Origin of the sequence: Sphingobium sp. WTD-1 (assembly GCF_030128825.1) — a bacterium.
Lineage (GTDB): Bacteria > Pseudomonadota > Alphaproteobacteria > Sphingomonadales > Sphingomonadaceae > Sphingobium.
This window is the reverse complement of the sequence record NZ_CP119127.1, coordinates 3,367,064-3,379,540: the sequence shown is the minus strand read 5'-3', so window position 1 is coordinate 3,379,540 and position 12,477 is coordinate 3,367,064. Positions and strand designations below refer to the sequence as shown.

General features: G+C 65.6%; 12 protein-coding genes. 8 read left to right on the top strand and 4 right to left on the bottom strand.

Features of this window, described 5'->3' with window-relative positions; genetic code table 11:
• The first annotated feature begins 10 nt into the window (after positions 1–10).
• From gpmA to N6H05_RS16720, 8 genes are all read left to right on the top strand, one after another.
• On the top strand, positions 11–697 hold the full coding sequence (gpmA, locus tag N6H05_RS16755; protein WP_004212364.1) for a 2,3-diphosphoglycerate-dependent phosphoglycerate mutase: 687 nt from the start codon (positions 11–13) through the stop codon (positions 695–697).
• 201 nt (positions 698–898) lie between these two features.
• Positions 899–1,387 (top strand): 5-(carboxyamino)imidazole ribonucleotide mutase, encoded by a 489-nt coding sequence (gene purE, locus N6H05_RS16750; RefSeq protein ID WP_026108770.1) that lies wholly within the window; start codon positions 899–901, stop codon positions 1,385–1,387.
• An 8-nt stretch (positions 1,388–1,395) separates the two neighbouring features.
• On the top strand, positions 1,396–2,466 hold the full coding sequence (locus N6H05_RS16745) for a 5-(carboxyamino)imidazole ribonucleotide synthase (protein ID WP_284110684.1): 1,071 nt from the start codon (positions 1,396–1,398) through the stop codon (positions 2,464–2,466).
• A 124-nt stretch (positions 2,467–2,590) separates the two neighbouring features.
• Positions 2,591–3,082 (top strand): dihydrofolate reductase, encoded by a 492-nt coding sequence (locus tag N6H05_RS16740; protein ID WP_284110683.1) that lies wholly within the window; start codon positions 2,591–2,593, stop codon positions 3,080–3,082.
• A 137-nt stretch (positions 3,083–3,219) separates the two neighbouring features.
• Positions 3,220–4,146, top strand: coding sequence for a bifunctional riboflavin kinase/FAD synthetase (locus N6H05_RS16735; RefSeq protein ID WP_284110681.1), 927 nt, complete (start codon positions 3,220–3,222; stop codon positions 4,144–4,146).
• Between the two features lie 151 nt (positions 4,147–4,297).
• On the top strand, positions 4,298–7,213 hold the full coding sequence (gene ileS, locus N6H05_RS16730; protein ID WP_284110680.1) for an isoleucine--tRNA ligase: 2,916 nt from the start codon (positions 4,298–4,300) through the stop codon (positions 7,211–7,213).
• Positions 7,210–7,722, top strand: a complete 513-nt coding sequence (lspA, locus tag N6H05_RS16725) for a signal peptidase II (protein ID WP_284110678.1) — start codon at positions 7,210–7,212, stop codon at positions 7,720–7,722. The genes ileS and lspA overlap by 4 nt, the downstream gene beginning before the upstream one ends.
• Entirely contained in the window at positions 7,722–8,156 is a 435-nt protein-coding gene (locus N6H05_RS16720) for a DUF3035 domain-containing protein (protein WP_284110677.1), read from the top strand. The genes lspA and N6H05_RS16720 overlap by 1 nt, the downstream gene beginning before the upstream one ends.
• A 1-nt stretch (position 8,157) precedes the next feature.
• Here N6H05_RS16720 and N6H05_RS16715 read toward each other — a convergent pair whose 3' ends face one another.
• From N6H05_RS16715 to dxs, 4 genes are all read right to left on the bottom strand, one after another.
• A complete protein-coding gene (locus N6H05_RS16715; protein ID WP_284110676.1) occupies positions 8,158–8,487 on the bottom strand; it encodes an ArsR/SmtB family transcription factor in 330 nt (109 codons plus the stop codon).
• Entirely contained in the window at positions 8,474–8,929 is a 456-nt protein-coding gene (locus tag N6H05_RS16710) for an SRPBCC family protein (protein ID WP_284110675.1), read from the bottom strand. Before N6H05_RS16710 ends, N6H05_RS16715 begins: the two co-directional genes overlap by 14 nt.
• A gap of 64 nt (positions 8,930–8,993) precedes the next feature.
• Complete coding sequence (locus tag N6H05_RS16705; protein WP_284110674.1) at positions 8,994–10,481, bottom strand: DUF4403 family protein; 1,488 nt, start codon at positions 10,479–10,481, stop codon at positions 8,994–8,996.
• A gap of 72 nt (positions 10,482–10,553) precedes the next feature.
• Positions 10,554–12,473, bottom strand: a complete 1,920-nt coding sequence (dxs, locus tag N6H05_RS16700) for a 1-deoxy-D-xylulose-5-phosphate synthase (protein WP_284110673.1) — start codon at positions 12,471–12,473, stop codon at positions 10,554–10,556.
• Between the last annotated feature and the right edge of the window lie 4 nt (positions 12,474–12,477).

Here is a 12,477-nt window from a genome sequence, read left to right as displayed (position 1 = left end):
GACACGCCCGATGCCCACGCTCGTCCTCATCCGCCATGGTCAGTCGACCTGGAACCTGGAAAACCGCTTCACCGGCTGGTGGGATGTCGACGTAACGGAAAAAGGCGCGGAAGAGGCGCGCGCCGCCGGCCGGCTGATGAAGGAAAAGGGGCTGGATTTCGACCAGTGCTTCACCTCGCTCCAGACCCGCGCGATCAAGACGCTCAATCTGGCGCTGGAGGAAATGACCCGGCTGTGGCTGCCGGTCGAGAAGGACTGGCGCCTGAACGAGCGTCATTATGGCGGCCTCACCGGCCTCAACAAGGCCGAGACCGCGGCCAAGCATGGCGACGATCAGGTCAAGATCTGGCGCCGCAGCTTCGACATCCCGCCGCCGGTGCTGGAAGCGGGCAGCGAGTTCGACCTGTCGAAGGACCGTCGCTATGACGGCATCGCCATCCCTTCGACCGAGAGCCTGAAGGACACGATCGCCCGCGTGCTGCCCTATTGGGAAGGCCGCATCGCCCCGGAACTGCGCGCCGGCAAGCGGGTGCTGATCTCCGCCCATGGCAATTCGCTGCGCGCGCTGGTCAAGCATCTGTCGAACATCCCCGATGACGAGATCACCGAACTGGAAATCCCGACCGGCCAGCCGATCGTCTATGAATTGGCCGACGATCTGACCGCGACCGATCGCTATTATCTGTCGGAACGCTAAGGGCGCCGTTCGTCCTGAGCGAAGTCGAAGGACTGGCTGAGCTTGGTGAAGCCACTTCACTTCGTTCAGTGCCGGGCTTCGACTTCGCTCAGCCCCAACGGAATTTTAATGTCCATAACAATTGCCCCTTGGCGGCCCGGCCGCTAAGGGGCTTTGCTTTCCGGGCAGGCCGGTGGGCCGCCCCATCAGGGGAAGCAAATTATGAGCGGGGCAGTGGAAGTCGGCATCATCATGGGCTCGCGCTCCGACTGGGAGACGATGCGTCATGCCGCCGAGACGCTGGAAGCGCTGGGCGTCGCCCATGAGTGCAAGGTCGTGTCCGCCCATCGCACCCCGCAACGCCTCTATGATTATGCCACCAGCGCTGCTGGCCGCGGCCTCAAGGTCATCATCGCCGGCGCCGGTGGTGCCGCCCATCTGCCCGGCATGGCCGCATCGATGACCCGCCTGCCGGTGCTGGGCGTTCCGGTGGAGTCCAAGGCATTGAAGGGCATGGATTCGCTGCTCTCCATCGTCCAGATGCCCGGCGGCATCCCGGTCGGCACGCTGGCCATCGGCAAGCCCGGCGCGATCAACGCCGGCCTGCTCGCTGCGTCGATCCTGGCGACGCATGACGATGCGCTGGCTGAGCGGCTGGACGCCTGGCGCGCACGCCAGACCGACGCCGTCGCCGAAACCGTCGAGGACTGATCCCGATCATGACGACCATTGCCCCCGGCGCCACCATCGGCATCCTTGGCGGCGGCCAGCTTGGCCGGATGATCGCCATGGCCGCGGCCCAGCTTGGCTATCGCACCCATATCTACGCGCCAGAGGACAGCGGTCCCGCCGCCGATGTCTCGCCCAGCTGGACCCAGGGCGCCTATGAGGATGCCACCGCGCTCGCCGCCTTTGCCGAGGGCGTGGACGTCGTCACCTATGAGTTCGAGAATATCGATCCGTCGGCGGTCGAGGTGCTCGCAAGCCATGGGCTGGTCCGCCCCGGCGCCGGGGCGCTGCGCATCGCGCAGGATCGTCTGGCCGAAAAGCGCTTCGTCGCCGATCTGGGCGGCCTGACCGCGCCGTTCGCGCCGGTCGACAGCCTGGACGACCTGGAAACCGCGATCGAGACGATCGGCAGCCGCGCCATCCTCAAGACCAACCGCATGGGCTATGACGGCAAGGGGCAGGCCCGGATCAACGAGCCGGGCGACGCGGTCGGCGCCTGGAATGCGATTCAGCGCCAGCCCGCGATCCTCGAAGGCTTCGTGACCTTCGATCAGGAATATTCGGTGATCCTGGTGCGTGGTGCCGACGGCGCGGTGCGCTTCTGGGATTCGGCCGCCAACGTCCATGTCGACGGCATCCTCGCCACTTCGACCGTGCCGGCCGGATCGCTGATCGAGGGGCAGTTGCCTGCCGCCCGCGCGCTCGCCAAGCAGGTCGCTGACGCGCTCGACTATGTCGGCGTGCTGACGCTGGAATTTTTCGCCAGCGCCGACGGCCCGGTGTTCAACGAAATGGCGCCGCGCGTCCATAATAGTGGCCACTGGACGACCGAGGGGGCGCTCACCAGCCAGTTCGAGAACCATGTCCGCGCGATCTGTGGCCTGCCGCTCGGCGACACCGGCCTGGCCGCCCGGCAGGTCGAGATGCGCAACCTGATCGGCGACGATGCGGCGGAATGGCTGGCGATCCTGTCCGACCCGGAAAATCATCTCCACCTCTATGGCAAGCATGAGGCGCGTCCGGGCCGCAAGATGGGGCATGTGACGCGGCTCAGCCTGTGAAGGCCGCTTGCTTTCTTTTCGCCGTCATCCCCGCGAAGGCGGGGATCCATCTCCTGAGCGATGTTCATTCGCAAGCTTGTGAGGTGGATTCCCGCCTTCGCGGGAATGACGGGAGTGTTGACGGATGAGCCGACCCGACATCGTCCTGATCCTGGCCCGTGCCGACAATGGCGTGATCGGCCGGGATGGCGACCTGCCCTGGCGGCTGCCGGCTGACCTCAAACATTTCAAGGCGCTGACCGCCGGCCATCCGATGCTGATGGGGCGCAAGACGTTCGACAGCCTGCCCGGCCTGCTGCCCGGCCGTCGTCACATCGTGCTGACCCGCGATCGCGACTGGACGGGCGAGGGGGCGGAGGTCGCCCATGATGTCGACGTCGCGATCGCGCTGGCCGACGCGCCGGTGCTGATGGTGATCGGCGGCGCGGAAATCTATCGCCTGTTCCTCGATCATGCGGACCGGATCGAACTGACCGAGGTGCATGTCGATGCCGAAGGTGACACCCATATCGCCTATCCCGATCCGGCGGACTGGCGAGAGACAGCCCGCGCGGATCATCCCGCGCTGGACGGGCGCCCGGCCTACAGCTTCGTGACGTTCGGCCGTCGCCCGTAAATCTTCCGTCGTTGCGAGCGTAGCGAAGCAATCCATGTGCGCCGGTGGATTGCTTCGCTACGCTCGCAATGACGACAGGGATGTGTGGACGTGATCGCCAATTGCCACGCCCTGTGTGTCACCCTATAGCCCCGGCCATGGAGCGGCTTACCAGCAATGCCCCGATCCCTGCGCATCTGCGCGGCGGCGTCATGGCGCTTGGCAATTTCGACGGCTTTCATGCCGGCCATCAGGCGGTGGTCGGCCGCGCGATCGCGCGTGCGCGGGCGGAGGGGCGGCCGGCGATCGTCGCCACCTTCGATCCGCATCCCATGCGCCTGTTCCAGCCCGATACGGCGCCCTTCCGCCTGACCACGCTGGACCAGCGCCAGGCGCTGTTCGCCGCCGCCGGCGCCGACGCGATGCTGGTGTTCGACTTCACCCGCGAACTCGCCGCGCTCGATCCGGCCGGCTATGTCCGCCTGCTGGTGGAGCAACTGGGCGTCGCCGCCGTCGTTACCGGCGAGGATTTTACTTTCGGCAAGGGCCGCAGCGGCACGATCGCCAGCTTCGGCGAACTGGGCCTGCCGGCCGAAGCGGTCGCACCGGTCATGGACGCGGAGGGAGTGATCAGCTCCAGCCGCATCCGCGCCGCATTGCAGGCCGGTGATTGCGCCACCGCCACCCGCCTGCTGACGCGCCCCTTCACGATCCAGGGCATGGTCCAGCATGGTGACAAGCTGGGCCGCACCATCGGCTTCCCGACCGCCAATATCGATCTTGGCCCCTATCTGCGCCCGGCCTTCGGCATCTATGCGGTGCGCGGGCTGCTGGCCGATGGCCGGGTGCTGGACGGCGCCGCCAATCTCGGCATCCGCCCGACCTTCGATCCGCCCAAGCTGCTGCTCGAACCGCATTTCTTCGATTTCGCCGAAAGCCTCTACGACCAGAGCATCGAGGTGCAGTTGATCCACTATCTCCGGCCGGAGGCGAAATATGACGGCCTCGACCCGCTGATCGCGCAGATCGCACGCGACTGCGACGACGCACGGCAAATCCTTGCGGGAACGCCTTACCTCGCGTAGGGCGACGCTTCCACTTTTCCCGTTCGTGTCGAGCGAAGTCGAGACACGCGGCCGAGCGGAGCCGAGGCCCGGTTGGAGCCCTCGCTTCCCTCGGGCCGGCCCTTCGACTTCGCTCAGGGCGAACGGATTCATAAACTTGCACGGACATTCGATGACCGACCAGCCCGATTACAAAAGCACCGTCTTCCTTCCCGTCACCGACTTTCCGATGAAGGCCGGCCTCGCGCAGAAGGAACCGGCGATTGCCGCGCGCTGGGCGGCGATGGACCTTTATGGCAAGCTGCGCGAGAAGCGCGCCGGCCGCGAACGCTTCATCCTGCATGATGGCCCGCCCTACGCCAATGGCGACATCCATATGGGCCATGCGATGAACAAGGTCTTGAAGGACATCATCGTCCGCAGCCAGTCCTTGCTCGGCAAGGATGCGCCCTATGTGCCCGGCTGGGACTGCCACGGTCTTCCGATCGAATGGAAGATCGAGGAGGAATATCGCAAGAAGAAGATGAACAAGGACGAGGTGCCCGCGTCCGAGTTCCGCGCCCAATGCCGCGCCTATGCCGACAAATGGGTCGATGTGCAGAAGGAGCAGTTCAAGCGCCTGGGCGTGATGGGCGACTGGGCCGATCCCTATCTGACCATGAAGTTCGACGCCGAAGCGACGATCGTGGGCGAATTGCTGAAATTCGCGGAAAGCGGCCAGCTCTATCGCGGCGCCAAGCCCGTCATGTGGTCGCCGGTCGAAAAGACCGCGCTGGCCGAGGCGGAAGTGGAATATGAGGATGTCGTATCGACCCAGATCGACGTGGCGTTCGAGATTGTGGAAGCGCCCAATGCTCCGGAACTGGTCGGCGCGCATGCGGTGATCTGGACCACGACGCCCTGGACGATCCCGGTGAACCAGGCTTTGGCCTATGGGCCGGAGGTCGAGTATGTTTTGATTGAAGCTCTCGGTGGGAATCCCGCCGGTGTCGATGCTGCCGGTTCCTTGACGATGGCTGCTGAACCGGGCGACTGGGGCGGGAACGTTTTCGGCAAGAAATTGCTGATTGGCCGTGAATTGATCAACTCCGTATTGGCGCGATTTGGCATTTCGCGTTGGGAGACGCTTTGGACTGGCAAAGGTTCCGACCTTGCCGGCGCCGTCGCGCGTCACCCGATGCACGCGCTTGGCGGTTTCTTCGCCAAGCCGCGTCCGTTCCTCGCGGGCGATTTCGTCACGACCGATGCGGGTACCGGCCTCGTCCATATGGCGCCCGACCATGGCGAGGACGATTTCGCGCTGTGCAAGGCGAACGGCCTGAACCCCCTCTTCGCGGTCGAGGGCGATGGCAAATACCGCGCCGACTGGCTGTGGCTGGGCGGGCAGGGCTCGGTCATCAACCCCAAATTCGTCGGCAAGGACGGCCCGATCTGCACCGACCTGCGCGAAGCGGGTGCGCTGCTCGCCGCGTCGGACGACTTCAAGCACAGCTATCCGCATAGCTGGCGCTCCAAGGCGAAGATCATCTTCCGCTGCACCCCGCAATGGTTCATCCCGATGGACAAGCCGCAGGAAGGCGTGGTGGCCGATGTCGATGGTGGCGTGATGCCGACCCCGATCGTCACCGGCAACGGCCCGACCCTGCGCGAAATCGCGCTCGACGCGATCGAGCATACGCGCTGGGTGCCCGAGCGCTCGACCAACCGCATCCGTTCGATGGTGGAAGGCCGCCCCGACTGGGTGATCAGCCGCCAGCGCGCCTGGGGCGTGCCGATCGCGCTCTATGTTCATCGCAAGACTGGCGACTATCTTGTTGATCCGGCAGTCAATGCCCGCATCATCGACGCGTTCAAGGGCGCCGGTGCCGACGCCTGGTTCGGTGCCGATCATCAGGCGCTGCTCGGCCCCGATTATGACCTCAATGACTATGAGGTCGTGAACGACATTCTCGACGTCTGGTTCGACAGCGGCTCGACCCACAGCTTCGTGGTCGAGGGCCGCTATGGCGAGGGCACGCGCGCCGACCTCTATATCGAAGGCTCCGACCAGCATCGCGGCTGGTTCCAGTCCTCGCTGCTGGAAAGCTGCGGCACCCGCGGCCAGGCCCCCTACAAGGCGGTGCTGACCCATGGCTTCGCGCTCGACGGGTCGGGCAAGAAAATGTCCAAGAGCCTTGGCAATGTCGTCGATCCGCTCAAGATCATGGCCGAAAGCGGTGCCGACATCCTGCGCGTCTGGGTCGCCAGCACCGATTATTTCGATGACGTCCGCATCGGCAAGGAAGTGCTGGCCGGTTCGTCCGACGCCTATCGCAAGCTGCGCAACACCTTCCGCTACATGCTCGGCGCCCTGTCCGACTATGATGAGAGCGAGGCGGTGTCCTATGCCGAGATGCCGGAGTTGGAGCGCTATATGCTCCACCGGCTGGCCCAGCTCGACGCGGAACTGCGCGCGGTGGTCGACAAGGCGGCGAAGAGTGAAAACTGGCTGGAATTCAGCCGCTACACCCGCGCCATCTTCGACTTCGCGAACAGCGATCTGTCGGCCTTCTTCTTCGATATCCGCAAGGATTGCCTCTATTGCGATGCGAAGTCGGACCCCAAGCGCCGCGCCTATCGCACCTTGCTCGATACGCTGTTCCATGCGCTGGTCCGCTATGTCGCGCCGATCATCCCCTTCACCGCTGAGGAAGTATGGCAGAGCCGCTTCCCAAGTGACGAGGATAGCGTTCATTTCCTGGAATGGCCGGAGGTCGACCATCGCTGGATCGACAGCCATCTGAACGACAAGTGGGCGGAGCTGCGCGACCAGCGCGAGCAGGTCAACGAGGCGATCGAACCCTTCCGTCGCGAAAAGGTGATCCGCTCCAGCCTGGAGGCCGATGTCACCATGGGCGAAATGCTGCCGAGCGACGGTGTGAACTTCGCCGAAATCGCCATCGTCGCGCGGATCGAGATGGGCGTGGGCGACGGCATCATCGTCAAGCCCAGCGAGTGGCACAAGTGCGGCCGCTGCTGGCGCCTGCTGCCGGAAGTCGAGGAAGACGGCACGCTGTGCCACCGCTGTGACGAGGTGCTCAAGGCATGAGCGCCGTCAACCATCGCCCGCTGGGGCTGACGGTCGCGATCGTCACCCTCGCGCTCGACCAGCTGGTCAAATATACCGTCACCTATCCGCTCGCGCTGCAGAGCCGGGCGGATGCGGGGATCGAGATACTGCCCTTCTTCCGCCTGCGCTGGCTGGAAAATCGCGGCGTATCGATGGGCTTCTTCCATGCCGACAACGACACGATGCGGTGGATGCTGGTCGGCATGACCATGTTGATTGCCGGCTTCGTGGGCGTGTGGATGTGGCGCGAAAAGGCGCGGTCTGACGTCGCGGCGCTCGGCCTGGTGCTGGGCGGCGCGATCGGCAATATCGTCGACCGGATGCGGCTGGGCTATGTCGTCGACTATGCCGATCTGCATTTCGGCGAATGGCGGCCCTTCCTGATTTTCAACCTGGCCGACGCGGCCATCACGTTCGGCGTGCTGATCCTGCTTGCGCGGGCGCTGCTGCTGCGCGAGAAGGGCGCAAAGACGGAGACCTTGAAGTAATGCGTAAACTGATCCTCGCCGCCGGCCTCGTTGCAACCCTGTCGGCGTGCGGCGGCGGTGGTAACGGCCTGCTTAATCGTGGCCGTCCCGACGAGTTCGCGGTGACGCGCCAGGCGCCGCTGGTCGTACCGCCCGATTTCGCGCTGGTCCCGCCCGCGCCGGGCACCCCGGCTGCTGCCACGGTTGATTCGAGCCGCGCCGCGCAGGAAGCGCTGTTCGGCGGTCCGGCCCCGCGCAGCGCAGCGGAAAGCGCGGCGCTGAATTCGGCCGGCCGTGGCACGGCCGCCGCCGGCATCCGCTCGCAGGCGGGTGATCCGGGCACCGAAGTGGTCGACAAGGGCGCCACCACCCGCGACATCATCGCTGCGCCCGAAGGCGACGGCCAGGACGCCCGCGCCGCCACCGGCACGCAGACGACCCCGCCGCAGCAATAAGCTATGGGGAAGGGGGCGGATCGTCCCCTTCCGCAAAGGCCTTGAGCCGGGCGAGCGTGCCATCCCATTGCGCGCCCACCCGGCCGAGCCAGTCCTGCGCCGTCGCAACCGCCTCGCGGCGCAGCGCGAAATGCACTTCCCGCCCCTGCCTGTGTCTGCGCACCAGTCCGGCGCCGTGCAGCACCTCCAGATGCTTGGCCACCGCCTGACGGCTGATCGGCAGGCCTTCGCCCAGTTGCACGATCGAGCGCCCATTGCCGTCGCCCAGCCGCGCGATAAGGCTGAGGCGCGTGGGATCGCCCAGCGCGGCGAAAATCTCAGCCGGTGACATGGTCGCGGATATTCTTCACCTGTTCCGCCCAGCCGCCGTCATTGTCGCGCATGACATTGGTACGGCGCGGTTCGGGCACAGCGTCGAACCCGCTTTCGGTGACGGTCAGGCGCGTGCCGCCGTCGATCGGCGCCAGCACGAACTCCACCCGCGTCCATTCGGGCACCGGCACGCCGCTTTCCATCAATGCCTTGTCGCCGCCGGTCGCAGGCCATTCATAGACAAAACGGGTCATCGGCTCGATTGCCACGACCCGTGCTTCCCAGCGATACGCCTCATAGCCGGGGTAGGTCATGTGCCCGGTCGAGGGCTGGCCGATGGCGAAGGGCTGGTCGAGCGCGACCCGGAACCAGGTGCCGAATTGCGCATGGTCGGTCAGGGCGTCCCATACCCGCTCTACCGGCGCGGCGATGTCGATCGTCTTGATGATGCTGTCGGTCATGATAGGCAACCTCCTGATTGCCTATATGCGCCTCATGGCAGAGATATGCAACTATATGGTTGCTTTACAATGGCCCGCCGGCGTAGCGGATCTCGGCCCGTCCGGTTGCCCGCACCGGCAGGTACAGACCCTGGCCATGAGCACTGATCTGGCCGATCTCCGTGCTGTCCAAATTAGTGCGGATACGGAAATGCGGGGTTTTGCGGTCGCCGATGGCGCGCCGGATCTTGCCCTTCAACTCCTCCAGGTCATGGGTGAAATTCTGGCTGAGCGCGTCGGCGATGGCGGCGGAAAAGGCCGGGCTGCCGGCCAGCGCGATCAGGATGTCGCCGCCAATGCCGTCGCTGTCGCCGGTGACCTGCAAATCCTCGAAATGGACCAGCGCCGAATTGGGCTGGTTGACCGGGCGGGCGGTGAGCCAGACGGTGCCATGGGTATCGCCCAGCTTGCTGTCCGCCGGACGTGCCGCGAGCGTGACGCCCACTGCGATGCGGTTGCCCTTCGTGCCATAGGCGGTCAGTTTGTCGAAGCGCGCGATGATCGGGCCGAGCTTTGGCAGCTCGAACGGGCGCGCGGCGCGCTTGTGCAGGGCGCGCAGGATGACCGGCTCCAGCTGCGCATAATCAGCCCGCACCGGCAGGAAGAAATGCAGCGCGTCATCGATCGGCGCGCGGGCGGGCGGTGGCAGTCCGGTCGGCTGAGGATCGACCGGCCGGTCGCCGACCACGGTTTCGGTCAGCGCCTCGATCCCCAGCCGGAAGCGCAGATGCGCGCCGCTATTGCTATAGCCATCGAACAGGAAGCGTTGCGGCGTGACGCGCATCCATACCGGCGGATCATGATCATTGAGCGACAGGGTGGTGAAGGCCGAACGCCACAGCCGCTCGATCTTGCTGCGCAGGTCGACCTTGGCGAGTTCCCGTGGCAATTGCCGTTCGAGGTCGCGGACGACGGGCGCGATCTTGCGATCCACCTTGTCCGCGAAGGTGATGCGCTGGCCCAGAAAGTCGATGCCGGGCGTCTGGGTCCAGTCATAGCTGAGTTTGAGCGTGCCATGGGGGCGCCATTGGGTATCGAGCGAGAGCTGGATGCGGGCATGGGCCATGGCGTTGCCGGTTGCGGTTTCGCCCTTCAGCAGCCCGGCAATGTCACGCGCGCTGACCTGCGCATGGATCGGGATGTCGGCGATCAGATCGCGCCCATTGCCGCGTAGGCGGATCGGCCCGCGCGTGACTTCGCCGATGATGTGGCAGTCGATCGGTGGCGTCACCTTGATCTGCTTGCCGAGCAATTTGACCCGCCTGGGCTGGACGCAGCGTGTGCCCGGCCGATCGATCCGCCAGAGCTGTCGCGGCATGGCCCGCTCGATCGCCCGGGCAATCAGGGCGCGGTCGATTTCCACCGGGACACTGATGATCGAAGATGCGCTGGTCGCCGGCACGGGATCATTGGCGTGCGGCGGCGGTTCTACCGCCTGTTTCTGCGAACAGGCGGCGAGCAGCGGCAGGAGCAGCAGCCAGCGATGATGTCGACCCGGCAATGCTCTGCCCAACCGCCTTCTCCCGGACATGGTCCAGCGGAAGGCAGGCTAGGGCAGTTGGGGGAGGAGGTCCAGCGCGGACCTTCAGGCCCGCGCTTCCTCCACCCCGGCACTGTTGTGGCGCAGCGCCGTCAGCACCGTGTCGACGATCGCATCGGCATCCAGCCGCGCATCGGCATATTGCTGTTCGGGCTTGTCCTGGTCCTGGAAGATGTCGGGCAGGCGCATGGTGCGGATCTTGAGACCATGGTCGGTGAGGCCAAGGTCGCTCGCCAGGGTGAGGACATGGGCGCCAAGGCCGCCGATCGACCCTTCCTCGATCGTCACCGCCACCTCATGGGTGGTCAGCATCCGGCGGATCAGCGCCTCGTCCAGCGGCTTGGCGAAGCGCAGGTCGACGACTGAGGCCGAGAGGCCCTTGGCCTCCAGCGTGTCGGCCGCCTTCATCGCTTCCTCCAGTCGGGTGCCGAGCGACAGGATCGCGACCTGGCGCCCTTCGCGCACGACGCGGCCCTTGCCGATCTCCAGCGCTTCGGGAACCTGCGGCATGGCGACACCCGTGCCATTGCCGCGGGGATAGCGCACCGCGATCGGCCCGCTGTCATGCACGGCGCAGGTGTGGACCATGTGCGTCAGTTCCGCCTCGTCGGCGGCGGCCATCACCACGAAATTGGGCAGGCTGGCGAGATAGGTGACGTCGAAGCTGCCGGCATGGGTCGATCCGTCGGCGCCGACCAGGCCGGCGCGGTCGATGGCAAAACGCACCGGCAGGTTCTGGATCGCGACATCATGCACCACCTGGTCATAGGCGCGTTGCAGGAAGGTCGAATAGATGGCGCAGAAGGGGCGCATCCCCTGGGCCGCGAGGCCGGCAGCGAAAGTCACCGCATGCTGTTCGGCGATGCCGACGTCGAAAATGCGGTCGGGGAAGGCCAGCTCGAACTTGTCGAGGCCCGTGCCCGACGGCATGGCGGCGGTGATCGCGCAGACGCGCGGATCGCGCTCTGCCTCGGCGATCAGCGCCTGGGCAAAGACATTGGTGTAGCTGGGCGGACCCGGAGGGGCCTTCGCCTGGGTGCCGGTGATGACGTCGAACTTCTGCACGCCATGATATTTGTCGGCGGCTGCCTCGGCCGGGCCATAGCCCTTGCCCTTCTGGGTCACGACATGGATCAGGCACGGCCCTTCGGCCGCATCACGGACATTTTCCAGCACCGGGATCAGATGCTCGAGATTATGGCCGTCGATCGGGCCGACATAATAGAAGCCCAGTTCCTCGAACAGGGTGCCGCCGGTCGCCATGCCGCGCGCGAATTCGTCGGTCTTCTTGGCTGCCTTGTGCAGTGGGCGGGGCAGCTTGCGCGCCAGCTTCTTCGCCATGTCGCGCAGGCCCAGAAACTCGCGGCTCGACACCAGTCGGGCGAGATAGGCGGACAAGCCACCGACCGGCGGGGCGATCGACATGTCATTGTCGTTGAGGATGACGACCAGACGGTTGCCCGCCTCGCGCGCATTGTTCATCGCCTCATAGGCCATGCCGGCCGACATGGCGCCATCGCCGATCACGGCGATGCCCTTGCCGGGCTTGTCCTGCATCTTGTTGGCGACGGCAAAGCCGAGCGCCGCGCTGATTGAGGTCGAACTGTGCGCTGCGCCGAACGGGTCATATTCGCTCTCGGCGCGCTTGGTGAAGCCGCTGAGGCCGCCGCCCTGGCGAAGGGTGCGGATGCGGTCGCGCCGGCCGGTCAATATCTTGTGCGGATAGCATTGATGGCCAACGTCCCAGACCAGCTTGTCGTTGGGCGTGTCGAACACATAATGGATGGCGGTGGTCAGTTCCACGACACCCAGGCCCGACCCCAGATGGCCGCCGGTCACGCCGACGGCGGCGATGGTTTCGGCGCGCAGTTCATCGGCCAGCTGGCGGAGCTGGTCGGGCTGCAGCTTGCGCAGGTCGGCGGGTATCTTGACGGTGTCGAGCAACGGCGTGGACGGATTGGACATGGGG

Bases quoted from the DNA above. Each gene is read 5' to 3' on its own strand.
- N6H05_RS16745 (WP_284110684.1), top strand. From the start codon at position 1,396: ATGACGACCATTGCCCCCGGCGCCACCATCGGCATCCTTGGCGGCGGC.
- lspA (WP_284110678.1), top strand. From the start codon at position 7,210: ATGAGCGCCGTCAACCATCGCCCGCTGGGGCTGACGGTCGCGATCGTC.
- dxs (WP_284110673.1), bottom strand. From the start codon at position 12,473: ATGTCCAATCCGTCCACGCCGTTGCTCGACACCGTCAAGATACCCGCC.
- N6H05_RS16710 (WP_284110675.1), bottom strand. From the start codon at position 8,929: ATGACCGACAGCATCATCAAGACGATCGACATCGCCGCGCCGGTAGAG.
- N6H05_RS16715 (WP_284110676.1), bottom strand. From the start codon at position 8,487: ATGTCACCGGCTGAGATTTTCGCCGCGCTGGGCGATCCCACGCGCCTC.
- N6H05_RS16740 (WP_284110683.1), top strand. From the start codon at position 2,591: ATGAGCCGACCCGACATCGTCCTGATCCTGGCCCGTGCCGACAATGGC.
- ileS (WP_284110680.1), top strand. From the start codon at position 4,298: ATGACCGACCAGCCCGATTACAAAAGCACCGTCTTCCTTCCCGTCACC.
- N6H05_RS16720 (WP_284110677.1), top strand. From the start codon at position 7,722: ATGCGTAAACTGATCCTCGCCGCCGGCCTCGTTGCAACCCTGTCGGCG.
- gpmA (WP_004212364.1), top strand. From the start codon at position 11: ATGCCCACGCTCGTCCTCATCCGCCATGGTCAGTCGACCTGGAACCTG.
- purE (WP_026108770.1), top strand. From the start codon at position 899: ATGAGCGGGGCAGTGGAAGTCGGCATCATCATGGGCTCGCGCTCCGAC.
- N6H05_RS16735 (WP_284110681.1), top strand. From the start codon at position 3,220: ATGGAGCGGCTTACCAGCAATGCCCCGATCCCTGCGCATCTGCGCGGC.